We start from the raw sequence: 25,701 nt of genomic DNA, 5'->3' as shown, positions 1-25,701 counted from the left end.
TCCTTTCCTCCTGTGGGTCTCACAGTCCGATGGCGGCGGCGACGGCGGTGACGTGCGGGGCGCGCACGATGCCGTAGTGGGTGGCGGGCAGTTCGTGCCAGCGGCTCGGTTCGGGCAGCAGCGCGCGCCAGCCGCCGCGGTCGGTCACCGGCAGGCCGGGCTCGGGTGCGGCGGCGAGCCAGACGTGGCTGGGGGTCGCGGCCAGCCGCGGCAGCTCGTGCCCGGCCATGCTCGCCAGGTTCGCCCGGCACGCGCGGGCGAGCCGGTGCGCGTGTTCGCCCGCGGTGCCGCCGGAGGCGCCCAGTTCGCGCTCGAAGACCGTCTCCAGCTGGGCGTCGCTGTAGTCCGCGGCACTCGCGCCGGGCGGCGGCGGGTCGATGAGGTGCAGCGCCCGCACCGGCTGCCCGGCCGCCTCGGCCTCGGCGGCCATGCCGGCCGCGACCCAGGCGCCGAACGACCACCCGGCCAGCCGCCAGGTGCGGCCGGGCAGTTTCGCCTGCAGTGCCGCGTGGTAGCGACGGGCCCGGTCCGCAACGGACCACCCCGGCGGTTCCGGCCGGCTCAGCGCCGGATCGGCGATCACGCAGACGCCGAGCTCGGGCGGCAGCGCCTCGACGAGCGGGCGGTACGCGTGGACGTCGCCGCCGACCGGGTGCACGAGGCAGACGACGTCCTGGGTCGTCCCGGCCCGCCAGACCTGCACGGCCACTTCGCCGGTGTCGGCCGCTTCGGTGACCTTCGCCAGCAACGCGGCCATGGTCACCTCCGGCCCGAGCCACGCGAGGTCGAGGTCGACGCCGTACAGGCGTTTCACCGACTCGACGACGTCCAGCAGGGTCAGGGAATCGGCGCCGAGGTCGTACAGCGGCACGTCCGGATCGAGCTCGGCGACGCCCAGGAGGGCCCGGACTTCCTCGGCCAGGTCCGCTTCGGCCGGTTTCGCCGACGGCGTGGTGTCGCGCTCGTGGAACGCCTTGGCGGTGTCCAGGCCGGTCGTGGCGACGAGGAGCTGCGGCAGGCCCGTGCCGAGTGCGCGGGCGAAGGTGCGCCGCCCTTCCGCGTCGCCGAGGCCGACGGCGAGGTGGGCTTGGTGCCGGGCGTCGGTTTCCAGGGCGGAGACGGCCATGCCGCTGTCCCGCCAGACGTCCCAGCCGATGGCGAGCCGGGCGGTCGGCCCGTCACGGTGGGCGAGCGCGTCGAGGAACCCGTTGGCGGCGGCGTAGTCCAGCTGCCCGTGCCCGCCGAACTGGGCCGACAGCGACGAGCAGAAGACGGCGAAGGCGGGCCGGTCGCGTTCGACGAGCTGTTCCACGAGGAGGGCGCCGGCGAGCTTGACCGATTGTGTGCCTTCGCCGCGGGTGGCGATGAGACCGCCGTCGGGGTTCCCGGCCGCGTGGACGATCCCGGCGAGGGGAGCGGGGATGTCATCGGCGGTGACGGAGGTGAGGTCGGCGGCGAGGAGGTCGACGCGGTCCGCCCACGGTTCGAGCGCGCGGGGCAGGAAGGGGTGCCGGGCGAGCAGGATGACGCGGCCGGTGGTGCGGGTCAGGAGCTCCTCGGCGATGGCGGTGCCGATGCCGCCGGTGCCGCCGAGGACGAGGTGGGTGCCGGTGGGTTGGTCGGGTGTGGTGGCTTCGGTTCGGCTTTGGGCGATGGTGAGGACCGGAGGGTTGCCGGTCAGCTGCTCGGGCGCGACCGGTGCGGTGCCCTGCGTCCACCAGAAGCCGCCTCGCAGGGCCGTGCGGTCCGGTGGGGTCGGTCCGGTGAGGAGGTCGGCGAGGGGGTCGAGGTCGGGCGTCGGAAGGTCGGCCCAGTGGCCGGGCACGCCGGTTTCCTGCGGTCCGACGGCGGTGATCCCGGCGAGCAGCCCGGCTTCGGGCCGCGTGACGGCGGTGTTCGCGGGTGCAGCTCCGGCGGAGATCCACCAGGTCCGGACCGGCCGTCCGTGGGCGGCCCGCAGGAGCGCGGCGGGCGTGTCGAGGCACGCCCATTTCGCCCGCTCCAACGAACTTTCGCCGACGAGTCCGGTAATGCCGAGCGGTAGGGTGTGCAGCCAGTCGGTGCCGGTGCCGCCCACGGCGTCGAGCACCCGGCGCAGGTGCGCGGTGTCGGCGGGGTCGGCTTCGAAGGTGTCCGGGCCGAGGCGGGCGAAGTGGTCTGCCGCGTGGACCCGCACGACACGCGGGTAGGCGGCATCGAGGGCGGGTGCGGTCAGCGGACCGTCCCCGGAGATGACGAGGACGCGATCGGTCCCGGCGGCGGCCCCCGCCCGGCGCAGCCGGACCCAAGTCGGCTGGTGCAGCCACTCGGCTTCGGGCAGCCGGGTGGTGGCAGCCCGCCGGGGGAAGTCGAACTCCCGCACGTCGAACGCGGGCGGCGGGAAGTCCCACGGCGCCGGAGCAGCGGCCTGCCCCCAGTCGACGGCAGCACCCGCCACCCAAGCAGCCGCCAGTTCGGCGGCCGCGGAGAGCGAGATCGCGGTCGAGGAGTCGCCGGCCAAAGCGGCACTTTCACGTGGAAGTGCCGTCTCGCGAGGGGCACTTTCACGTGAAAGTGCCCCTCCGGACCGGGCGGTCTCCTCCGGCTCGGCCGTGCGGAGCCACTCGACCGCGGCGGCCGCGGTGTCGCAAACCGCCGCCATGCGCCAGCGCTCCGCCGGGCGCCCCGACTGCAGGTGCCGGAGTACGTCCACATAGGACTCCGGATGCGCCTCGAGGTACGCACCCACCCGAGCCGCTTCGAGCCGCAACGCCGGTGCGCTGCGGGCCGACAGCACCAGGCACCGCAGCGGCTCCGGGCGTGCTGGTGGCACCGGGCGGACCTGCTCCAGCACCGCGTGCGCGTTCGTCCCGCCGATGCCGAAGCTGCTGACCCCCGCCACCCGCGGGCCCGACGGCCACGGCTCCGCGGCCGTCGGCACCCGGAACGGGCCCAGGTCCAGTGCCGGGTTGGGGGCGTGGAAATCCACCGTCGGCGGCAGGATCCCGTGGTGCACCGCCAGGCTCGCGCGGATCAAGCCCACCACGCCTGCCGCCGCGCCCAGGTGGCCGAGCTGGCTCTTCACCGACGACAACACGCAGCCCGCCGAGTCCGGCATCGCCTCGCGCAGGGCCGCCACCTCGATCGGGTCGCCGAGCCGGGTTCCCGTTCCGTGCGTCTCCACGTAGCCGACGTCGGCGCCGGTGCGTCCGGCCCGGCCGAGTGCGGCCCGGATCGCCGCCCGCTGCCCGGCCGGGGACGGGGCGCTGTAGCCCTGCTTCGCCGCGCCGTCGTTGGTCAACGCCGAGCCCGTGACCACCGCGTACACCGTGTCGCCGGCGCGGCGGGCCGCCGAAAGGGGCTTCAGCACCACCACGCCGACGCCGCTGCCGCCCACCGTGCCGTCGGCGTCGTCGCTGAACGGGCGGCAGTGGCCGTCCGGCGAAAAGATGTGCTGCGGCCGGTACCGGTAGCCCTCGGCCAGGGTGACGTCGACGAGCACCCCGCCCGCCAGCATCACGTCCGCCTCGCCGCCGCGCAGCATGGCCGCCGCCTGGTGGACCGCCACCAGCGAGCTCGAGCACGCCGTCTGGGTCGTCAGCGCCGGACCGGTCAGGTCGAGGTGGTACGCCACCTTCGTCGCCAGGAAGTCCTTCTCGTGGTGCAGGGCCAGCTGGAAGCCGTCCGGCAGCGCGGCCGGGTCGGCCTCGCGCAGCATCTGCCGGAAGTACGTGTTCTCCCCGCAGCCCGCGATCAGCCCGACGCCGTCGCCCGACGTGATCCCGGCGTGCGCCAGCGCCTCCACGCACGCCATCAGCAACTGCCGCTGCTGCGGGTCCATCAGGGCCGCGTCGCGGTGGCTGATCCCGAAGTGCTCCGGGTCGAAGCCCAGGGGATCGGCCAGGATGCTGCGCGCGCCGACCAGGCCCTCGGCGGCGGGGAAGTCCTCGATGGCCCGGCGGCCGGAGACGACCAGGTCCCAGAACGCCGCCAGGTCCCGCGCGCCCGGCAGCCGCACCGCCATGCCGACGACGGCGACCGGTTCGTCGGCGGTCCGGGCCGCCGGGGCAGCCGCCGCGGGGCCGCTTTCGAGGTGCCGCGTCAGGTCCCGGAGCGTGACGTGCTCGAAGAGGTCCGCCACGGTGAACCGGTAGCCGGCTTCCGCGCAGCGCAGGTGGAACCGCATCAGCGACAGCGAACTGGCGCCGGCGGCGAAGAACGTCTCGTCGGGACCGATCGGCGAGCCGGTCACCTCCTCGAACAACGCGGCCAGCTCGCTCGACGGCCGGGCCGCCGTCCGGTGCAGGTCCGTCCCCGGCGTGCGGGCGGCGGCATCCCGGTCGAGCTTCCCGCTCGGCGTGCGCGGCAGGGCGTCGACCACGCGGAAGCGGTCCACCCGCGCGTGCGGCGGCAGCAGCGGCACCAGGAAGTCCGCCAGCTCCCCGGCGGACGGCGTCCGGCGGCATTCGAGGAACGCCGTCAGCCGGTCGTCCTCGGCCGCGACGACCGCGTTGACGACGTCGGGGTGCCGCAGCAGCGCCGCCTCGACCTGCCCGAGCTCGAGCCGGTGCCCGCTCAGCTTGACCTGCCGGTCCGCCCGGCCGTCGAAGTGCAGCAGCCCGGCCCGGTCGAAGTGCGCGAGGTCGCCGCTGCGGTAGAACAGCTCCGGCAGCTCGGCGAACTTCTCCGGCGCGGCGTCGCCGAGGTAGCAGCGGTTGGCCGCGAGCCCGCCGATCAGCAGCTCGCCGACCTGGCCCGGCGGCAGCGGCGCGCCCGAGGCGCCGGCGACCCGCAGGACCGCGTTCGCCACCCGACGGCCGATGGCCGGTCGCTCGGGCCACTGCGCCGGGTCACCGTCGAGGGTCAGCGCGCTGACGACGTGGGTTTCGGTCGGCCCGTAGTGGTTGTGCAGGCGGGCGCCGGGCAGCCCCGCGAACCAGCGCCGGATGGCCGGCGTGCACACCAGCTGTTCGCCGGCGGTGATGACGTCCCGCAGCCGCGCCGGGTACCGCCCGAGCCGGACGCCGTGCTCGGCCAGCAGCTGCAGGGCCACGTACGGCAGGAAGATCCGCTCGATCCCGGCCGAGTCCAGCTGGTCCAGCAGCGCGGGGACGTCGTGGCGCCATTCGGGGCGGATCAGGTGCAGCCGTCCGCCGCCGCAGAGCGTCGTGAAGATCTCCTGGAACGACACGTCGAACGAGAGCATCGAGAACTGCTGGGTCGCCGAGGGTGGCGCGTCCTGCCACTGCAGCAGGTTGGCCAGCGTGCGGTCCGGGACGCGCACCCCCTTGGGCACGCCGGTCGAGCCCGAGGTGAACAGCGTGTACAGCGGCCGTCCCGTGTGCCGGGCCGGGACGTCGGGCACCGGCCCGCCATCGAGCGTGACGTACCGTCCCTCGACGTCGGTCTCGAACGCCTCGCCCGGCGCGAGCAGGACGCAGCGCGGCCGGACGCGGTCGAGCATGGCGCGCAGCAGCTCCGGCGGGTACGCCGGATCCAGGGGCACGGCGGTGATGTTCAGCCGCGCCAGCGCGAGCAGCGCGACGACGTGCTCGGCCGAGGGCCGGAAGTACAGCGCGATGTCGGTGGCGTCCGCGGGCAGGGTGGCGGCGAGCCGGGCCGCGTGCGCGTCCAGTTCGGCGTAGGTCAGCGTCGTGTCGCCGGTCAACGCCGGAGCGTCGGGCGTCCGGGCGACCTGCCGCGCGAAGCCGTCGGCGACGGTCTCCCAGGTCAGCTCGGCCGGCTCGCCACGGCCGTGGTCGTGGTGGTCCGGCGTCCGCGCGTCGCCGTGCAGGGCGCGGTCGAAGACTTCCCCGAGTTCGCGGGCTTCGGCTTCGGTGAAGTGGCCGTCGCCGTACTCCCACAGGCAGTCGAAGCCCTCCGGCCGTTCCACGACCGAGAGCGTGAGTGCGCACTTGGCCTCGGCCGCCTCGATCCACTGTGGACGCACCGTGCAGCCGGGCAGCCGCAGTGCTTCGAAGTCGGTGTTCTCCAGGACGAATAGGTAGTCGAACGCCGCGTACGCCGGGTCCAGGTCGGCGAAGGCGACGTCCTGGTGGTCCAGCGCCGCCCCCGCGCTCCCGCCGAGCCGGCGCAGCTGGGCGGCCAGGTCTTCGTCCGGGTCCACCGCAAGCGGCAGCCGCACGGTGTTGGCGAACATCCCGACGGCGTCCTCGAACTCCCGCACCGGCCGGTTCGCCACCGGCGCGGCGATCCGGGGCCGGGTCCGCCCGGTCACCGCGTACAGGCTCCACGCGAACACGCCGAGCAGCAGCTGGAACCGCGTCAAGCCGAGCTCGCCGGCCCACTCGTCGACGCGGTCGCGGTCGATCCGGGTCGTGTGCAGCCGCCCGGCCGAGGAGGCCTCGGCGAGGGGCTCGGCGTCGTCGGCGCGGTCGATCAGCTGGGCGCGGTAGCCGGGGGAGGCGAACCAGCGCGACTGCCACGCGGCGAAGTCGAACGGCGTGTGCGCGCCGGCCCGCGGTGTCGCTCCGGACAACTCCCGGAACAGGACGTTCAGCGACCAGCCGTCGACCGCGATGTGGTGCAGGCACAGCAGGAGCGTCCCGCCGGGCCGCCAGGCCGCGCGCAGCAGCCGGCCCGAAGCGAGGTCGAAGGGCGCGGTGAAGAAGTCCTCGGAAGGTTCGGTCCACGGGTCGTAAGGCGCCTTCGCCACCTGCCGCAGGCCGTCGGAGGTGGCCTCGAACGCCGTCCGCAGCGCCGGGTGCCGCTCCACCAGGGCGCGCACGTCCCGGCGCAGGGCGTCGAGGTCGAGGTCGCCGGTGATCCGGAAAGCGAGCGGCACGTGGTAGGCGGTGGACGCCGGATTCCGCTGCTGCAGCAGCCAAAGCCGCTGCTGCTCGCTGGTGGCCGGCGCCGACGTCGCCGATGTCGGCGCGCCGGGAGCCGGGTACGCCGCCCGCCCGGCGGCGGAGACGGCGGCGGCGAGGTCGGCGAACGTGCCGCGCTGCACCACCGAAGGCGCCACGTCCGCACCCCAGCGCTCCCGGACCGCGAACCGCAGCCGCAACGCCTTGAGCGAGTCGCCGCCGGACCGCAGCCAGGTGTCGAGCGGCCGGAGGGCGGGAACGCCGAGGACGTCCGAAACGACGTCGAGGACTTCCCGCTCCCACGCCGTCGCTTGCCCGCCGGTTTCCGGCCGCCAGGGCGGGAAGCCGCCCGCCAGCAACGCGGTTTCGTCCACCTTCCCGTTCGCGTTGCGCGGCAGCTCGCCGACGCGGAAGACGTGGTGCGGGCGCATGTAGGCGGGCACGGTCTCGGCCAGGTGCGCTTCGAACGCCTCGAAGGACAGCTCGCCCGCGACGACGTAGGCGAGCAGTTCGGCGGTGGCCGCGCGGCGCACGGCGACGTGGACCTGCCGGATCTCCGGGTGCGCGAGCAGCCGCTGCTCCAGCTCGCCCGGCTCGATCCGGAACCCGCGCACCTTGACCTGCCGGTCGGTGCGCCCGACGTAGGCGTACCGCCCGCCCGGCAGCACCCGGACCAGGTCGCCGGTGCGGTAGAACCGCGCGCGGCCGTCGTCCAGCCACGGCAGCCGCACGAACCGCTGCCCGGTCTCCGCGGGCAGGCCGCGGTAGCCGAGCGCGACGCCGGCGCCGGAAAGGTACAGCTCGGCGACCTCGCCTTTGGCGGCCACGCGCTCGTCCGGCGTGACCGCGACCGCGCCGGTGCCCGGCAGCGGACGGCCGATCGGCACGACGTCGCCGTCGAAACCCCGCGGGATCGCGTAGCTGAGCGCGAACGTCGTCGTCTCGGTCGGGCCGTAGCCGTTCTGCAGCCGTGTCGGCGAGTCCGGGTTGGCCCGGTACCAGCGGCGGATCAGCGGGGCGTTGAGCTGCTCGCCGCCGATGACGACCCGGCGCACGGTGGCGAAGCTGCCCGGCACGGTCTCGGCGACCGCGTTGAACAGCGTCGCGGTGACGAACATCGTGTCGATGCGCTCCCGGACGAGCGCGTCGGCGAACGCCTGCGGGTCGCGGACGGTGTCGTCGTCGAGGACCACGCACGTGCCGCCGGTCAGCAGCGGCACCCACACTTCGAAGCTGATGGCGTCGAACGCCGGGTTGGCCAGGCAGGCGAACCGGGTGCCGATGTCGAGCCAGCCGGGTTCGGCCAGCCGCAGGACGCCGGCGTCGCGGACCTCGACACCCTTGGGCCGCCCGGTCGTGCCGGAGGTGGCGAAGAGGAACGACGCCGGCGCGGGGCCGGCGGGCACCCCGGCTTCCGCCGCCTCGGCGAGCAGGTCGGCCGGGGACAGCGGCAGCAGGCCCGGCAGGCCGTCGTGGACGACGGCGGCCGCGCCCGCGTCGGCGAGGATGACCTCGCGGCGCGCGGGCGGGCTCTGCCGGTCCAGCGGGACGACCTGGGCGCCGAGGCGCAGGACGCCCAGCATGACCTGGACCAGTTCGGCCGAGCGCGGCAGTGCGACGGCGACCGCGTCCCCGGCGCGGATCCCGCGGCGGGACAGGGCTTGCGCGACCGCGGCGGCGCCCGCGTTCAGCTCGGCGCAGGTGAGCCGCCGGGTGCCGTCGGACACGGCGAGGGCGTCCGGGTGCCGCAGGGCCCGGTCGTGGACGCGGCGGGCGATCGAGGTCATCGGGCCGCCAGCTCGGCCGAGACCAGCTTGGCGACCAGCGGCAACGCGTCGCTCTCCAGCATGTCCCAGTGGCCGCAGTCCGCCGGGACGACCTCGAACTCGCCGCGGGCGCGGCGGCGCCAGAACTCCACGGTCCCGGGCACCGGATCCTCGCCGACGGCCTGGACGAAGACGACTCTCGCGGCCGTTTCGCCGGGGTCGTGCTCCCGCGCGGTCAGCCGGTTGTGGTTGTACGTGCGGTGGTAGCGCTCGATCTGCGCGTCCTCGATCCCGGGGTACATGCCGTTGAAGCGGACCAGTTTCTCGCGGAACTCGGCCGCGGGCACCGGCTCGACCGCCGCCTTCGCGGCCGGGTCGTCGGTGGCGGTCGTGTCGAGCAGGACGACGCTGACGCGCGGGTGGTGCTGCGCGAGCCGTCGTCCCATCTCGTACGCGACGAGCCCGCCGTAGGACAGTCCACAGAGGACCAAGGTTTCCTCCGGGAGCGGATCGACCAGCCGCAGGTACTCTTCGGCCATCGCCTCGACGCTGGGCAGCGGTTCTTCGCCGGGGTTGAGCCCGGGCGACTGGATCCCGACGACACCGGCGTCCTCGGGAAGCAGGGCGCTGAGCGGGAGGTAGCAGAACGCCGTGCCGCCTGCCGGGTGCACGCAGACCACGCGGGCCCGCCCGGCGCCGCGGCGGAACTCGATCAGGCTGCCGCCCTCCGGCGTCCGGTCCGTGCGCAGCAGTGCGGCCTGTGCCTCGATCGTCGGGTGCAGGATGACGTCCCGGATCGGCAGCTCGCGGCCGAACTCGGTGCCGATCGCGTGGGCCAGCTTGATCGCCGAAATCGACGTGCCGCCGACGGCGAAGAAGTCGTCCGAGACGCCGATGGCCGGGTGCAGCAACAGGTCTCGCCAGATCCGGAGCAGGGCGAGTTCGACGTGGTCGCGCGGGGCGGCGGTGTTGACCGCGGCCGGCGCGCTCGTGCGGGCACGGGCCAGCACGGCCTCGCGGTCGAGCTTGCCGCTGCGGCTCAGCGGCAGCCGGTCGAATTCGGCGAACACGGACGGGATCATGTAGTCCGGCAGGCGGCCGGCCAGCGCGGCCCGCCACTCGTGCGGGGTCCGCGCGGTACCCGCGACACCGGCGACGAGCCGCGGCTCACCCTCGCGGTCGACCAGCACGGCGGCCTCCCGGACGCCGGGCACGGCCAGGAGCGCGGCCGTCACTTCGCCGGGTTCGATGCGGAAGCCGCGCAGCTTGATCTGGTCGTCGCGGCGGCCGGCGTACTCGGCTTCGCCGCCGGGCAGCCACCTCGCCAGGTCCCCGGTCCGGTACATCCTCCTGCCGGCGACGAACGGATCCGCCACGAACCGTTCGGCGGTCAGGTCCGGCCGGTCGAGGTAGCCGCGCGCCAGGCAGTCACCGGCCAGGAAGACCTCGCCGACGACCCCCGGGGGCACCGGGCGCAGCCGCTCGTCCAGCAGGTACAGCCGCGAGCCGGGTAGTGGCCGCCCGATCGGGGCCGGGCGGTCCTTCGGCTGCGGGTCGAAGTGCGCGGTGGCGTAGAGCGTGGCTTCGGTGGGGCCGTAGCCGAAGCAGATCCGCAAGCCCGGCAGGGCCGCGGCGAACCGGGCGAGCGCGGCCTCCGGCAGTGGTTCGACGCCGGTGAGCAGCTGCCGCAGGGCCAGCCCGCGGACGCGGGCGGGGTCTTCGTCGACCCACCGGACGTAGGCGGGTGGCAGGAACGCTTGCACCACCCGGTGTTCCCGCAGCCACGCCATCAGCGCCGCCGGATCGGGCCGGACGTCCTCGGGGACGACGTGCAGCACGGCACCGGTGGTCAGGGGTAGCAGCAGTTCGTGCACCGAGGCGTCGAAGCCGATGCTGGACCACGCCGACGTCGCTTCGCCCGGTGTCGCGCCGAAGCGGTCCAGCCATTGGTCGAACAGCGCGAGGACGCTGCGGTGGGTGACGGCGACCCCCTTCGGGCGACCGGTCGAGCCCGACGTGTAGATGACGTAGGCCGTCTCGTCGGGGCCGGTCGCGACCGGTCTCCGGGTCTCGTCGCCCTCGGTTTCGAGGTCCCCGATGTCCGCCCCCAGCACGAGCACGGGACGCGCGTCCTCGACCATCGCCGCCCGCCGGGCCTCCGGCTGGGCCGGGTCGAGCGGGAGGTAGGCGGCCCCGGACTTGAGCACGCCGAGCACCGCGACCACGAGCTCGGCCGACCGTCCACTGTGGATGGCCACGACCCCGCCGGGCCGGGCGCCGCGGCGGCGCAGGGCGTTCGCCAGCCGGGTGCTGCGGCGGTCCAGCTCGCCGTAGGTGAGGGTCCGGTCGTCGCAGACGAGCGCGGGCGCGCCGGGGGTCGTGTCGGCGTGGCCGGTGAAGCGCTCGACCAGCCCGCCGGGCCGCCGGTGCGGCCGCGGACCGGTGCTCCACGCGGTGAGGATTTCGCGGCGCTCGGCGTCGTCGAGGAGTTCGTAGCTCGCGATCTCGGCGTCCGGCCGCGTCGCCAGCTGCTCCAGCAGCCGGACGAGGTAGCGCGCGTACCGCTCGGCGGTTTCCCGGTCGAAAAGGGCGACGGCGTAGTCGAGGTGCCCGGCGACGTCGCCGTCCTCGTCGGCGAGGCCGAGAGCGAGGTCGAACTTCGCGGGGGCGTGCTCGACGTCGAGGGGCTCGACGGTCACGCCCGGCAGCTCGAGGACGTCGTGCAGCGTCGGCACCCAGGCGAACATCGTCTGGAACAGCGGGGTGTGCGCCGGGCTGCGCGGCGGGTTCACCAGCTCGACGACCCGTTCGAACGGCAGCTCGGCGTGGCCGATCGCCCCGCGCAAGGCCGCCCGGACGTCCTTGAGCAGGGTGGCCCCGGTCGGCGCGCCGGACAGGTCGGCGCGCACGGCCAGGGTGTTGACGAAGAACCCGAACGTCCCGGGGTACTCGCCGGCGGCGCCCCGGTTGGCCGTCGGGACGCCGACAACGATGTCAGTTTGCGCGGAAAGGCGCCCGAGGAGGATGGACCAGCAGGTCAGGATGGTGGAGTAGAGCGTGACGCCGTGCTCGCGCGCCACCGCCTTCAGCCGCGCGGTGAGGTCGGCTCCGAGGGAGACGGGCACCCCCGCGCCCCGGTGGTCCTGCCGGGCCGGACGCGGCCGGTCGGTGGGCAGCTCCAGCACCGGCGGCACGCCGTCGAGCTGCACCCGCCAGTAGGCCTCGTGCGAGGCCGGGCCGTCGCCGGCCAGCCAGTCCTGCTGCGCCACGGCGTGTTCGCGGTAGGGCCGGGCGGGCGGCAGATCCGCCGCCGCCCCGGTCACTTCGGCGGTGTAGAGGGCGCCGAGTTCGCGCAGCAGCAGGGTGCGTGACCAGCCGTCGAAGACGAGGTGGTGCACGGTGATCAGCAGGACGTGGTCCGCGGCCCGGAACTGTCGGTGGTCCCCGGTAGCGTGGCGATCGGGGGGCGGCGCCCCGGCCAGCAGCCGCGCCCGCGCCAGCGGAGCGCGCGTGAGGTCGAAGGCCTCGGCCGGCTCGGCTCGCCGCAGCTCGGCCGCTTCCTCCGGCCCGGAAACCTCGGTGACGACGCACGGAAACCCGTGCCCGGCGGGTTCGACGACCTGCACCGGCTTCCCGTCTTCGACGACGATCCGGGTCCGCAGGGCCTCGTGGCGGTCGGCGAGGGCGTCGAAGGCCCGTTGCAGCGCCTCGCGGTCCAGCGGTCCGCGCAGGGCGAAGGCCATGGTCTCGTTGTAGGCCGGGCCGGCCCCGGCCAGCTGGGACAGGGCCCACAGGCGCTGTTGACCGGACGACAGCGGGGCGGACACACGCATCGGGGGACGGCCTTCCGGGCGGGGCGGGCGAACCGGTACTGCTTTGTGCCGTCGCAGCCGAGTGGGGGAAACGCTCTCTGTCTGTGGCGCCAGTTAACACCACACCATCGGCCGATGACGAGGGGTGACCGAAGTTTGCCCGGAAATCCTCGGGCGCTGCCCCGGTTCTTCTTGCCCGAACGAGGTCCTGATCGTCAGCGGCCCGCGTGCGGCAGGACCAGCAGCGTGATCGAGTTCGCCGGGTACGTCGTGGCGACGCGCCCGCGCTGCACGCCGAGGTCCGCGCCGCGCACGATCGAGGTGAGCGCGGCGGGGCCGTAGGTGTACCGCTGCGCCGTGCCGCTGCCGTAGCCGGCGATCGACAGCGGCGAAGTGAGGTCGGTGCCGGTCTTGTTGACCACCATGACGGTGAGCGCGCCGTCGCAGCGGCGCTGGGCGCCGTAGATCGCGAGCTGTCCCTGGTCGCTGCTGGTGGCCGAGACGCTGAGGTCGCCGAACTTGCCGCCGGCGCCGTCGTAGTTGCGGTACATCCGGAACGCGTACGCGCCGGGGTCGGTGGGTTTCGGTTCGCCCCAGATGGTGGCGAGGTCGAGGCCTTCGCGGCCGAAGATGCCGAGGACGTCGGCCTCGGCGAGGGCGCCGTTGATGTCGTCCAGTGCGCCCCAGTTGTACTCGGTGATGGCGGTCTTGGTGCCGGGGTAGTACTGCGAGACCCACTGCTTCATCGTGCGGATGAACTGCAGCGGGGGAGCGTTGACCCCGCTCGGGCCGATCCAGGACTCCTCGACGTAGGACGGGTCCCACAGCGAGCGCGTGGACCGCAGCCGCCACGCGTCGGCTTCGGGCGTCTTGTCGCCGCTGATCTGCGGGTAGTAGTGCTGGTCGAAGTAGTCCAGCAGCCGCTTGCGAGCGGTGGTGCTCGCGTCCTTCAGGTTCTTGAGGAACCACTGGGACAGGTTGAGCCCGCCGTGGGCGGCGGCGTCCGCGCCCGGCGCGCAGCCGTCGAGCCCGGAGGCGACCCATTCGCAGTAGCCCCAGCCGGACGGGCCGAGGACCGCCGCCCGGGGATCGGCGGCCTTGACGGCCGACGCGGTCGCCGTGCTCTTGGTGCCCAGCTCGTCGTCGGTCACCGGCTGCGGGTGCACGTCCCGGTGGGTTGAGCTCCACAGCACCGGCTCGTTGTCGAGTTCGTAGATCGGCACGCCGCCGCGAGTGGCCGGGCCGAACTGGCCCACCAGGTGCGACACCTCGGCGCCCGCGAAGGAGGCGTCCGCCGGAACGGAGGTGTCGGTGGGTTCGGCGCCGGTGAGGTTCGTGTTGTTCAGCCGTCCGTTGCCGCAGTTGGCGTCCCACTGGTCGAACGAGTCCTGGGCGGGGAAGCGGGTGGCGGGGAAGCCGCAGGCGTGCGGCGACGACGGCGAGTCCTTCGCCACCCAGCCCGACATCGGCAGGGTGACCACCTGCTTGATCCCGTGGTCGCGGTTGCGCTGGACGTACGCTTCGAGCGTGTTGTCCGGCCCGGCGACGATGTTTTCGAAGTACCAGTCGCTGCCGGTGTTGTAGGTGTGGTTGGTGAAGTTGTACCGGCTGCTCGCGTTGCCACCCCAGCGTGAAACGGGCGTGCCGAGCTCGGCGACGAGCGCGGGGTCGCCGCCGTTCATCCCGTAGATGTCGGGACTGATCGGGTGCCGGGCCGCGAAGAGGTCCACGGACAGGTCGAGGTCCGCCGCGGAAGCCGGGGGTGCCGCAACGACCTGCGCGGTGAGCAGCGCGGCCAGCACGCACCCGCTCGCCGGTCCGGTCCTGGGGTGACGTCGTCGGTCGGCAACCATCGGAACTCCTGCGGTCGGCTTCTGGGAGCGCTCCCAAACGCTACCCGGCGCACACGGTTCGTCAATCGGGCGATCGGCGGTGCCGCCGTGCTCCGGCCCGGTGGCGCGGCGGCCTCACGCCTCTTCGGCGGTCGCGGCCAGGAAGGCCGCGAGGTCGTCGGTGAACCGCAGGAGCAGGTCGTAGAAGGTCCGGCGGTCCGCGGGGGACCAGTCCGACAGCGCGTCGCCGAACCAGTCCAGCAACGTGGTGACGTACCGGTCGGCGATCTCCCGGCCGTCGGGCGTCAGCTCGACCAGCCGGGCGCGCCGGTCGTCGGGGTCGGGCGGGCCGTGCACGAGCCGCCGTCGTTCGAGCACGTGCAGGTGCCGCGTGACGTGCGGGCCGGCGACCTGCATCCGGTCGGCGATCTCGCCGACGCGCAGCGCCTTCCCGGCCGTGTACAGGGCGATGATGATCGACAGCCCGGGCCGGTCGAGGTCGGCCCCGATCGACTTCATCGCCCGCTCGCCGAGGCCGCTGCGGTTCATCAGCGTGCCCAGCTGCAGGATCCGGGGCAGCACGGCACGCAGGTCGGAGACGTTGCCGGCGTCAGTGTCGCCCATCACACCTCTTAGATAGCTAACTTAGGTATATAGTCGGTCAGGTCGGGGGTTTTGCACGGGCATTGTCGCACCCGGCATTTGGATACCTAACTTAGCTATTGGAGTGTCATGAAGAAGGTCCTGATTTCCGGCGCCAGCATCGCCGGTCCGGCTCTGACGTTCTGGCTGCACCGGGCCGGGTTCGCGGTCACCGTCGTCGAAAAGGCACCCGGACTGCGGACTGGCGGCTACCCCATCGACGTCCGGGGCACGGCCCTGGACGTCGTCGCGCGGATGGGCGTCCTGCCCCGCCTGCGTGAGCTCCACATCTCCACGCGACGGCTGACGTTCCTCGACGCCGACGGCGGCGAAGTGGCCTCACTGGCCCCGGACGCGATCGTCGGCGGCGTCGACGGCGAAGACCTCGAGATCCGCCGCGGCGACCTGATCCGGACGCTGTACGACCTGGTGCGCGACGACGTCGAGGTCCGCTTCGGCGACACGGTCGAAACCCTGGCCGACCACGCCGGCGGCGTCGACGTCGCCTTCCGCAGTGGCCGCCGGGAGACCTACGACCTGGTGATCGGCGCCGACGGCCTGCACTCCCGGACCCGCGAGCTCGTCTTCGGCGACGAGGCACCGTTCCACCGCTACCTCGGCTACAGCTTCGCCGGGTTCACGCTGCCGAACGACTTCGGGCTCGTTCGGGAAGGGCTGGCGTGGAGCACGCCCGGCAAGGGCGCGGCGCTGTACGCGGTCCTGGACAGCGAGGAGGTCCACGGGTTTCTGGTCTTCGCCCGGCCGGAGCCGCCGCTCGAGGCGTTCCGGGACCCCGAGGCGCAGCGCGACCTGATCGCTCGCACCTTCGAGGGCGAAGGCTGGGAAATCCCGCGCATGGTGGCGGCGATGCGCCAGGCCGACGACCTGTTCTTCGACGTCATCAGCCAGATCCGCATGCCGCGTTGGTCGGCGGGCCGTGTGGCCCTGGCCGGCGACGCCGCTCACGCACCTTCGTTCCTGACCGGCCAGGGCACCAGCCTCGCCTTGGCGGGCGCGTACGTGCTCGGCCAAGCGCTGGCCACGATCCCGGACCACGCGGCGGCTTTCGCGGCGTACGAGAACCGGTTGCGGGGCTTCGCCGAAGCCAACCAGAACCTGGTGGGCGACGGCCAGGCCACGCTGTTCCCGGCAACGGCGGAGGCGCTCGAACGCCGCAACGCCGCGCTGCGGCAGCTGGAGACGGCCCCGGCGCCCACACCCCGGCCCGAGCACTCGGCGCTGACGCTGCCGGACTTCCCCGTACCGGCGCGGTGAGGCGGGTCCGGTCCCGCAAGACCCGCCGCCCGCCGCGAAGGATCAGCTGCCCGGGTGGGTGAGCACCGGGAAGTACCGGTCGTAGACGCACAGCCCCGTCGACGCGTACATCAGCAACGAATAGCCGATGCAGTGGATCGCCGGGCCGGTTTCCGCCTGGGCCGACACCTGGGCCGACGCCGGGGCCGGGGCCGATGCCGTGGTGCCGACGAGGACGCCGGTGGTCAACGCCAACGCACCCAGCGCGGTCATGATCCGTCGCATGGTGATCCTCCTGTGTCGTGGAGCCGGTTTCCGATGGCGGGAGGCTGCCCCGGAACCGGGCCCGGTGAACGGCTTCGCCCCCGATGGCACCGGTCCGGGTGACACCCACCGGAACCTCACCAGCCACAGCCCGAGCGCACCGGCGACCGGCCGCGCACCAGTAGGCTGAAACGAGTGAGCACGCCCGAGCCACGAGGAGGGGAATGAGCCCGCCACGGGAAACCATCGGGATCGGCATGGTGGGGCACGCGTTCATGGGGGCGGTGCACTCGCACGCCTGGCGCAGCGTGCACCGGTTCTTCGACCCGCCGCTGGTGCCGCGGCTCGCGGTGCTCGGCGGCCGCGACGAGCACCGGGCGAAGGCGGCCGCCGAGCGGTTCGGCTGGGCCGCCGTCGAGACGGACTGGCGGACGCTGGTCGCCCGGGACGACGTCGACCTGGTCGACGTCTGCACACCCGGGGACAGCCACGCCGAGATCGCGATCGCCGCGCTCGAAGCCGGGAAGCACGTGCTGTGCGAGAAGCCGCTGGCCAACTCGGTCGAGGAGGCCGAAGCGATGGCCGAGGCGGCGCGGCGGGCCGCCGAACGCGGGGTGCGGGCCATGGTGGCGTTCAACTACCGCCGGGTGCCCGCGCTCGCCCACGCCAGGAACCTGGTGGCGAGCGGAGCGCTCGGCGAGGTCCGGCACGTGCGGTCGGTGTACCTGCAGGACTGGCTGTCCGACGCGCGAGCGCCGATGACCTGGCGCCTGCGTCGCGAAAGCGCGGGTTCGGGTGCGCTCGGCGACCTCGGGGCGCACATCGTCGACGCGGCGCAGTTCGTCACCGGCAAGCGGATCACCGGCGTTTCGGCGCTGACGAACACCTTCGTCAAGCAGCGGCCGGACGAGACCGGCGGGACGGACGAGGTGACGGTCGACGACACGGCGTTGTTCCTCGCGCGGCTGTCCGGGGGAGCGGTGGCGACGTTCGAAGCGACCCGGTTCGCGCTGGGCCGCAAGAACGCGATGCGGCTGGAGGTCAACGGCTCGAAGGCCAGCCTGGCGTTCGACTTCGAGGCGATGAACGAACTGCAGTGGTACGAAGGCACCGGGACCGAGGCCGGCTTCCGGCGGATCCTCGTCACCGAGCCGCAGCACCCGTACGTCGGTGCGTGGTGGCCGCCGGGGCACCTGCTCGGCTACGAGCACACGTTCACCCACGAGGTCGCCGACTTCCTGGACGCGATCGGCGCGGGCACCGATCCCGAGCCGGGTTTCGACGAGGGGCTGCGGGTCCAGCGGGTGCTGGCCGCGGTCGAGAAGAGCGCGGCCGAGGAAGCACATTGGACACCGGTGGAGGAGAAATGAGTCGTCCCGTCACGTTGTTCACCGGCCAGTGGGCCGACCTGCCCTTCGCGGAGGTCTGCGAGCTGGCCGCGAAGTGGGGGTACGACGGGCTGGAGATCGCCTGCTCCGGCGACCACTTCGAGGTGGACCGGGCACTGTCCGAAGAGGACTACGTGCCGGGACGGCTGCGGCTGCTCGCCGAGCACGGCCTCAAGGTGTGGGCGATCTCGAACCACCTCGTCGGGCAGGCCGTCTGCGACGACCCGATCGACGACCGGCACCGGGCGATCCTGCCGTCGCGGATCTGGGGTGACGGCGAACCCGAGGGCGTCCGGCAACGGGCGGCGGCGGAGCTGGCGGACACCGCGCGGGCGGCGGCGAAGCTGGGTGTGGACACCGTCATCGGCTTCACCGGCTCGAAGATCTGGAAGTACGTGGCGATGTTCCCGCCGGTCTCGCGCGAGGAGATCGACGACGGCTACGCCGACTTCGCCCGCCGCTGGCACCCCATCCTGGACGTCTTCGACGAGGTCGGCGTCCGGTTCGCGCACGAGGTCCACCCGTCGGAGATCGCCTACGACTACTGGACGACCAAGCGCGCGCTCGAAGCCGTCGGGCACCGGCCGGCGTTCGGGCTGAACTGGGACCCGTCGCACTTCGTGTGGCAGGACCTCGACCCGGTCGGGTTCATCCTCGACTTCGCCGACCGGATCTACCACGTCGACTGCAAGGACACCCGCAAGCGCTTCGACGGCCGCAACGGACGGCTGGGTTCGCACCTGGCCTGGGCGGACCCGCGGCGCGGCTGGGACTTCGTCTCCGTCGGCCACGGCGACGTCCCGTGGGAGGACTGCTTCCGGGCGCTGAACTCGATCGGCTACGCCGGGCCGATCTCGGTGGAGTGGGAAGACGCCGGAATGGACCGGCTCCGCGGCGCGGCGGAGGCGGTGCAGTACCTGCGCGAGCACCTGTTCGACCAGCCGTCGGCGGCCTTCGACGCCGCGTTCAGCAACCAGAAGTGAGGCGTCGCGGGGCCGCCGGTGCGTTTGCCACCGGCGGATCCGGGTAAGCGAAACCCGTCCGACCGCACCGAGTGAGAAGAGCGACGATGCCCGCGTTGACCCGTGTTCTCGGAGCGGCGACCGCCGCGTACAGCGCCACGATCATCGCGGCGCCGCGCGTGCTGGCGAAGCCGTGCGGCCTGACCGACGCGACGGGCGGGGTGAGCGCGAGCGTCCGCACGCTGATCGCCGGCATCGGCGCCCGAGACGCGGCGATCGGGCTGGCGATGCTCTTCGCACCGGCGGGCAAGCCGCTGCAGGTGGCACTGGCGGCCCGGGTGGCGTCCGACGCGGCGGACGCGCTGGTGTTCGGCACCGGCCTGCCGGACCGCTCGGCGCGCCCGAAGGTGGCGGCGTTCGCCCTCACGTGGGCGGCGCTGTGCGCGGCATCGTCCTTGGCCCGCTGAGGGACCCCCACCCGGCGTGACGGCTCTGCCTCGGCGGCACGGTGGCCGGGGTGTGCTCAATCCTTCGAGGTCGACGAGTGTTCCGCCGCGAGCTGGGTTAGTTCGGCGCGGTCGCGGACTGAGGTCTTCATCAGCAGGGCCGCGGCGTGGTTTCCATCGTGCGCGGCGTCGTGCTTGGCCCGTTGACGAGCCCACCCGGCGTGACGGCTCGGCCTCGGCGACACGGTCGTCGGGTTGTGGTCAGACCTCCGAGGCGGACGAGTGCTGTGCCGCGAACTGCGCCAGTTCGGCCCGGTCGCGGACCGAGGTCTTCATCAGCAGGGCGGCCACGTGCTTCTCCACCGTGCGCGGCGAAATGTGCAACCGCGCCGCCAGTGCCTTGTTGCTCAGCCGGAACGCCAGCAGCTCGAACACCTCGTACTCGCGCAGCGTCACGCCGATTGCGCGCAGGCTTTCCGGGACCCGCTCGGTCCCGGTGCGGCGCTGCTGCACCGACGCCCCGGCCCGGCGCAGCAGGGCCCGGCACGCGCTGGCCACCGGGATCACGTCGGCGCCGTGGAAGTGGCTTTCGGCTTCGCGCAGCCACTCCGCCGGCTCGCCCCAGCCGTGGTCGACGGCGGGCTCGGCGGCCAGGCGCAGGCCGAGCGGGCGCGCCACGCCGAACGGGGCGGCCGCCTGGGCCGCCCGTCGCATCGCCGTGGCGGCCGCCTCGGGCGCGTTGTCGCGGCCGTGCAGCACCGCCTCGGCCAGCAGCACGAACTGGCGGTTCCAGCGCATCCCGCCGACGGCTCCGGTGGCGATGCGCCGGTGGTCCTCCCAGGTCGCGTCGCCGGCGATGACGTCCAGCAGCAGCTTCAGGCCGTGGGTGCCGGCGAGGTGGAACGTGCTCTGCTGCCGCGCCTGGTCGGCGGCCAGTGTCTCCAGCTCGGCGCGGGCGGTGGCGCGATCTTCCTCCAGCAGCGAGCAGAAGACCTGGGCCAGGCCGCGCGCGAGCGGGGCCTCCGGGCCGGCGTCGCCGCCGCCGCGGCGGAAGTCGCCGAGCGCGGTCTCCATCGCCCGGCGGTCACCGCGGTGCCCGGCCAGCACGGCCTGCGTCATCTGCACGTACCGGGTGACGGCGTACAGCTTGATCCGCGACGCCTCGGCGTAGCAGGCGTCGAGCCGCTGTTCGGCCTCGGCGAACCGGCCGCACAGCACGGAATGCAGGCCCAGCACGGCGTCCGCGTTGTGGGCCAGGCTGATCCCGCCGGTGCGCAACGCTTCGGCGCGCGCGGTTTCCAGCCCGGAGGGGTCGGCCTCCGCCAGCCAGGCGTTGCCGCCGAGCCCGACCAGCGCGTAGTTGCGCCAGTTCGTCAGCCGGTGCTCGGCGGCTTTGTCGAGCATCCGCCGGAAGCACTCGTCCGACTCGGCCATGTCGCGCTCGCGCACGACGAACCCGACCGCGTAGAGCGCCTGGCAGGCCGTCGACGGCGAGCCGATCCGCTCGGCGCCGTCGACCGCGCGGCGGCCCAGCTCCTCGCTGCGGCGCACCCGGTCGGGCGCCGGGCCGGACATCGACAGGTACGCGTCCACGGCGTCCACCGCGACGGCCTCCTCGTCCAGTCCCGTCTCCGGCAGCAGCGCCCGGGCCGCGGCGACCTGCTCGAAACCCTCCGCCCAGCGGCCGGCGACCTGCGCCGCCCAGGCCAGGCGGACGTGGACGCGGATCTGCCGCGCGGAATCGCGGCCGTCGGCCGGGCGCAGCGAGCGCGCGACCTTCACCGCGCGGTCGAACTGCCCGGCCTCGGCCAGCGCGAACAGCAGCAGCTCCAGCAGGTCCCGGTACCGGCCGGACTGCTCGGTGCCGCGGCCGGCGTCGTCGCCGAGGAGGTTGACGGCGTGCTCGAGCACGGCGACGGCCGATCCCGGCGCGCCTTCGCCCAGCGCGCGCTGGGCGGCCTCGCGGTACAGGTCGGCGGCGGCCCAGCGGTCGCCCGCCCCGAGCCGCAGGGACGCGGCCAGGCTGCACAGCTCGCCCGGCAGATCGGGGTGCAGCTCCACCACGGCGTCGGCCGCCTTCGCCGACAACGTCACGCGTTCGGCCGGGTTGAGCAGGGTCAGCAGCGCTTCGGCGGTGAGCGGGTGCCGGAAGGCGTACCAGTCTTCGCCGCGCTCGTCGGCGGTGAGCAGCTGGGCGGCCACGGCGGACTGCAGGTGGCCGAACAGGCTGTGGTCGTCGAGCTCGCTCACCCGCTGCACCACCGACAGCGGGAACCGGCGGCCGAGCACCGCGGCGATGGCGAGCAGCTGCTTGCCGCGTTCGCCGAGGCGGTCGGCGCGGCGGGTGATGATCGTGACGAGGGTGGCGGGGACGGCACCGCGGCCGTGGCCGGTGAACCGCCAGCCCGCCGCGCCGTTCACCAGCTCGCCCGCCGCCACCATGCTGTGCAGCAGTTCCTCGACGACCAGCGGGTTGCCCGCGCTGTCGGCGAACAGGCGCTCGGCCACGTCGGCGGGCACCTGGTCCGGCTCCGCGCCGAGCGACGACGCCACGACGTCCCGCACCTCGGCCGGTCCGAGGCTGTCCAGCGGCATGAGGAAGCCCTCGCCGCGCCGGGCGACGGCGTGGGCCGTCTCCAGCGCGGGGGAGGGTTCGGCGCGCAGCGTGGCCAGCACGGCGACCGGCTGCGTGTGGACGTTGGCGGCCAGGTACTCCACCACGGCGAGGGTTTCCACGTCGGCGTCCTGCAGGTCGTCGACGACGAAGAGGCAACCGCGGCCCGCCCCGGCCAGGCCGGTGAGCCGCAGCGTCGCCTCGGCGAGCACCACCAGCGAGGAGTCGCCCGCGGCGTCGGCGCCGGCGGCCCAGTCGGGGATCAGCCTGCCCAGCACCGACCGGTACGGCCCGAGCTGTTCGACCAGCTCGCGGCCGCCGGTGCGGGCGAGGGACAGCAGTGCTTCGGTGAGCGCCCGGAACGGCACGGCGGGTCCGGTGGTGCTGCCGCGGCCGCGCAGCACCACCAGTCCCGCGTCCAGTGCGTGGCCGACCGCTTCGGCGGCGAGCCGGGTCTTGCCGATACCGGGTTCCCCCGTGACGAAGACGGCCGATCCCGAAGAGCGGCGAGCGTCGTGCAGTACCCGCCCGATCTCTTCGATCTCCGTTCCTCGGCCGACGAGAGCGGGGGCACGGGTGCGCATGCGCCAACCTTAGAGACCGGAGTCACGAATTCGGTGGTCTTCCGGTGGAGATTCCACTGTTCGGACGGCAAAATCGGGGTTGTTGTCACGCTTTGTGCCGTGACGAGCACGTCACGCGTGCGTGTGGTTGCTCACGACCGTGCTGATGTCCATCGTGACGACCGCGGCGCTGGCCACGCCGAGGGTGAGGCCGGCGAGAATTCCGGCGCGGACACCGATCTTCGTTCTGGCACCAGGGGCGGCCTCGCCCAGGGGGCTGTCCGCCTCCGCGCCGGCGCGGGTCTCGTCGAATTCGCCGGCGTTGGTGTCGTTGCGCATGTTCACTCCTGTGATGAGGTGTGTTTCGCGGTTATTTCCCAGTGGGTACCGAAGGTTCCAGCAAGAGAACCGACGGGACCTGTTCGGCGAAACCGACTCGCAACAACCCGAAACCGATACCCCCGGTTCCGGTCAGCAAGCCGGGACTCGCTACTCCGTGCGGAGTACCGCACTGGAGCCCGTGCCCTTCCACTGCGCCCACGAGGCGCGATGTCGCCCTCCGCAACGCGGAGACCGACGGTTCGTGGCCCTGTCCGGCCAGCACCACGAGTGCTTCCAAGGTGCCGAGCTCGCCGTGGCAGAGCGATTGGTCGGTCGACGGCGGCCGGGCGGCCACCGCGGCCGAGAACGCGTCCGCCGTCCGGACGGCGGTGCCGGGCGGCGGCCCGGCCTGGCCCGGTGCGGCGGCCGCGGCGAGGACCCGGCCGGCCAGGCCCGAGCACCAGCCCAGGTCGCCGTCCACCGGCTCGGCCGCCGTCCGGCCGCCCCGGCCGAGGGCCCAGTCGACGCCCGCCGCGCCCCAGAGGAAGCCGGGAGCGGCGGGGCGCGGGGCGCCGGCGAGGCGGCGGGTGAGCGTGGCGGCCAGCGCGGCCGCTTCGGGCCGCCCGCTTTCGGCGTGCACGGCGTGCATCGCGGCGAGCGCGCCCGCGGTGCCTTCGCCGACGCCCGCGGGTGCGGCCGCGTCGGCGGCGGCGGTCGCGGAGATCGCGGCGGGCAGGCAGGCGGCGAGGGCGCTGTCCCCGAGGAGGTTGGCCAGCCGGGCCAGCGCGTAGCAGATCCCGCCGAGGCCGAAGAACCCGCCGGACCCGACTTCACGGGCCAGTTCCGGGTGTTCGGCGAGGACCTCGACGAGCACCGGCAGCGTGCGCACGGCCTTCGCGGCCAGCTCCGAGTACCGGGAGGTGCCGGTCAGCTCACCCAGCTGCGCCAGGAACAGCGCCGTGCCGCAGTAGCCTTCGGCGAGCCCGGCACCCATCGGCAGCACCAGCCAGTGCCGTCCGTCGAGCAGTTCCAGGCCGACCCAGTTGGCCCGCCCGTCGTCGTGGGCGGCGCGGGCGACGAGGTCGTCGCCGATCGCGGAGGCCAGCGCGAGCAGGTGCTGGCTGTCGGGCACGACGGCGGCGACCGCACCGGGCAGCGGGGACCCGGCGCTGTGGCGGACCTCCGGGCGGCGGGTGGCCAGCGTCGCCTCCACGAACCACTCCTGCTCGCGCAGGTCCTCCGCGCACAGCTGCGCGATCTTCGCGCGGGCCTGGTCGAGCCCGCTCGCGGCCAGCAGGCCGGGCAGCACCGCACCGGTGCCGGTGGTGACGTCGACCGAGCCCGCCGCGGCGGTGAACACCGGCACGTCACCGTCGCACAGCTCGGTGATCTCGTGCGGCACGAGCGCCGGCAGGTGGGCCTTCGCGCGGTCCTCGGCGAGCGAGGCGAACGCTTCGGGGCGGCCGGCGCCCGCGGCGAGGTGGGCCGGGTGCGTCGCCTCGGCCAGCAGGGTCGCGTAGACCTGCGTCGGCCGCATCACCAGGCGGATCTCCTCGACGGCGAACGCCGCCAGCACGCCACCGAGCAGCTCGGTGCGGCGGTCGACCAGTGACTCGTAGGCGGCGCGGAAGCCGCTCAGCAGGCTCTGCCGGTACATCCCGGCGTCGACCTCGACGCCCGCGAGCACCGGGCGGTTCGCGCCGCCGGCGTAGGGCAGCGGGCCGCGGGCCAGGCGCATGTCGTCGGTCCCGGCGCCGGTCCAGTGCGGTACCTCGCCGGGGCTCTGCTCGCCGTTGCCGCCGCCGAACGCCGAGACGTCGAGCGCGCCGTGCTCGCCGAGCATCAGCGTGGGCAGCAGGGCGGTGCGGGCCACCGAGCGGTGCAGCGCGGTGGCGGCCGGGTCGGGGCCGTTGCGGGTCAGCGCGGTGAAGGCGGGGTGGAACAGCGTTTCGACGTCCACCAGCATCGGCTGGTCGCCGCAGGCGATGAGGTTCTCGCAGTGCATGTCGGTGGCGTCGAGTGCGTAGAGGAGGGCCAGCAGCGCGCCCTGGCGGCGGTAGAACAGCTCGACGCCGGCCTGGTCGGCGCACGGCCGCGCGGGCACGTACTCGGCCCAGCCGTAACCGTCGCGGGCGAGCACGCCCACCGGGCGCGGCGCGAGCCCGGGCCGTTCCTCGGCGAACCAGCGCAGCAGGTCGCCCCACCGGGCGAGCAGCCCGAGCGGACGCGGCTTGTAGACGAGCTGCCGTCCGTCGGCGAAGCCGAGCACGGCGACCGCGCGGCCGCCGGAGTGCACGTCACCGGCGCCCAGGGTGAGGTCGGTGAGCTCGGCGGCGCTGCCCGCCAGCAGCCCGGCGCGCAGGGCGGCCCGGTCGGCGGCGAACCGCGTGAGCAGCTCGGCGACGGCGTCGGCGGTGCGCAGGCAGGTCCGGGCGAGCAGCCGGGCCAGCACCGGGTGGCGGCCCAAGACGCCGGTGAGGTACCCGCGTCCGCCGAGCAGGCGCAGGAAGTCGACGAAGCGGTCACGCCCGGTGGCCCCGCGCAGCAGGCCGCCCTTCTTCGCCGAGTGCAGCTCGAGCACGAAGGTCCGGGCGGCGAGCGCCGTGAGCTGCCCGCAGAGCCAGGATTCGACACCGGGCCACACGCACTCGGCGGCGGGTGCCCGCTCCAGCAGCAGCGCCCGGGTGGCGGCGGCGAACGGCAGCACGGCGTGGCGGAAGACGCGGTCACCGTCGGCGTCGACGGGAGCGGGCCAGTCACCGTCGGCGGGCAGCGAGGCCAGCACCTCGTCCGCGAGCACCGCCCAGGCGGGCCGGTCGCCACCGGTCTCGCCGGGGAGGCGAGCGAGGGTCCACCAGGCCGGTGCCTCGTGGGGGACCTGCTCGGGACGTTCGACTGTCTGGCTCACGTCGAAGAGATTCGCACTGCGGGAGATGCGCGTACATGGGTACTCGCTACCCAGATTGGCGGCCCCCTGCTCCAAGCCGGGGAAGGGGATTGCGCACGGCCGCGGTGGGTGTGGTGGTGC

General features: G+C 73.9%; 12 protein-coding genes. 4 read left to right on the top strand and 8 right to left on the bottom strand.

Annotated features, from left to right (window positions below; genetic code table 11):
* Window positions 1-19 precede the first annotated feature (19 nt).
* The 4 genes from ACLJPY_RS19895 to ACLJPY_RS19880 form a co-directional block, all read right to left on the bottom strand.
* Window positions 20-8,596 (bottom strand): amino acid adenylation domain-containing protein, encoded by an 8,577-nt coding sequence (locus ACLJPY_RS19895; RefSeq protein ID WP_410590418.1) that lies wholly within the window; start codon window positions 8,594-8,596, stop codon window positions 20-22.
* Window positions 8,593-12,408, bottom strand: a complete 3,816-nt coding sequence (locus ACLJPY_RS19890) for a non-ribosomal peptide synthetase (RefSeq protein WP_410590416.1) — start codon at window positions 12,406-12,408, stop codon at window positions 8,593-8,595. Before ACLJPY_RS19890 ends, ACLJPY_RS19895 begins: the two co-directional genes overlap by 4 nt.
* Window positions 12,409-12,602: 194 nt before the next feature.
* On the bottom strand, window positions 12,603-14,240 hold the full coding sequence (locus ACLJPY_RS19885; RefSeq protein WP_410590414.1) for a glycoside hydrolase family 44 protein: 1,638 nt from the start codon (window positions 14,238-14,240) through the stop codon (window positions 12,603-12,605).
* 114 nt (window positions 14,241-14,354) lie between these two features.
* A complete protein-coding gene (locus tag ACLJPY_RS19880) occupies window positions 14,355-14,843 on the bottom strand; it encodes a MarR family winged helix-turn-helix transcriptional regulator (protein ID WP_410590413.1) in 489 nt (162 codons plus the stop codon).
* Window positions 14,844-14,951: 108 nt separating this feature from the next.
* Between ACLJPY_RS19880 and ACLJPY_RS19875 the strand changes: the two genes are divergently transcribed.
* Complete coding sequence (locus ACLJPY_RS19875) at window positions 14,952-16,136, top strand: FAD-dependent monooxygenase (protein ID WP_410590412.1); 1,185 nt, start codon at window positions 14,952-14,954, stop codon at window positions 16,134-16,136.
* Between the two features lie 42 nt (window positions 16,137-16,178).
* Here the strand turns inward: ACLJPY_RS19875 and ACLJPY_RS19870 are convergent, their stop codons facing one another.
* The gene (locus ACLJPY_RS19870) at window positions 16,179-16,400 is read right to left on the bottom strand and encodes a hypothetical protein (RefSeq protein WP_410590411.1); all 222 of its coding nucleotides are present in this window, start codon (window positions 16,398-16,400) and stop codon (window positions 16,179-16,181) included.
* A 203-nt stretch (window positions 16,401-16,603) separates the two neighbouring features.
* On the opposite strand from ACLJPY_RS19870, the gene ACLJPY_RS19865 reads away from it, so the two are divergent.
* From ACLJPY_RS19865 to ACLJPY_RS19855, 3 genes are all read left to right on the top strand, one after another.
* The gene (locus ACLJPY_RS19865; protein ID WP_410590409.1) at window positions 16,604-17,749 is read left to right on the top strand and encodes a Gfo/Idh/MocA family protein; all 1,146 of its coding nucleotides are present in this window, start codon (window positions 16,604-16,606) and stop codon (window positions 17,747-17,749) included.
* Window positions 17,746-18,750, top strand: a complete 1,005-nt coding sequence (locus tag ACLJPY_RS19860; protein ID WP_410590407.1) for a sugar phosphate isomerase/epimerase family protein — start codon at window positions 17,746-17,748, stop codon at window positions 18,748-18,750. The genes ACLJPY_RS19865 and ACLJPY_RS19860 overlap by 4 nt, the downstream gene beginning before the upstream one ends.
* Window positions 18,751-18,836: 86 nt before the next feature.
* A complete protein-coding gene (locus ACLJPY_RS19855) occupies window positions 18,837-19,196 on the top strand; it encodes a hypothetical protein (RefSeq protein WP_410590405.1) in 360 nt (119 codons plus the stop codon).
* A gap of 240 nt (window positions 19,197-19,436) precedes the next feature.
* On the opposite strand, the gene ACLJPY_RS19850 is transcribed toward ACLJPY_RS19855, so the two are convergent.
* From ACLJPY_RS19850 to ACLJPY_RS19840, 3 genes are all read right to left on the bottom strand, one after another.
* A complete protein-coding gene (locus tag ACLJPY_RS19850) occupies window positions 19,437-22,373 on the bottom strand; it encodes an AAA family ATPase (RefSeq protein WP_410590403.1) in 2,937 nt (978 codons plus the stop codon).
* A 111-nt stretch (window positions 22,374-22,484) separates the two neighbouring features.
* Window positions 22,485-22,691, bottom strand: coding sequence for a hypothetical protein (locus ACLJPY_RS19845; protein WP_410590402.1), 207 nt, complete (start codon window positions 22,689-22,691; stop codon window positions 22,485-22,487).
* A 31-nt stretch (window positions 22,692-22,722) separates the two neighbouring features.
* A complete protein-coding gene (locus ACLJPY_RS19840; RefSeq protein WP_410590400.1) occupies window positions 22,723-25,581 on the bottom strand; it encodes a type 2 lanthipeptide synthetase LanM family protein in 2,859 nt (952 codons plus the stop codon).
* Window positions 25,582-25,701 lie beyond the last annotated feature (120 nt).

Origin of the sequence: Amycolatopsis sp. lyj-23 (assembly GCF_046549135.1) — a bacterium.
GTDB lineage: Bacteria > Actinomycetota > Actinomycetes > Mycobacteriales > Pseudonocardiaceae > Amycolatopsis.
Note: the sequence above shows the minus strand (reverse complement) of the source record. Positions and strands in the feature narration are given on the sequence as shown.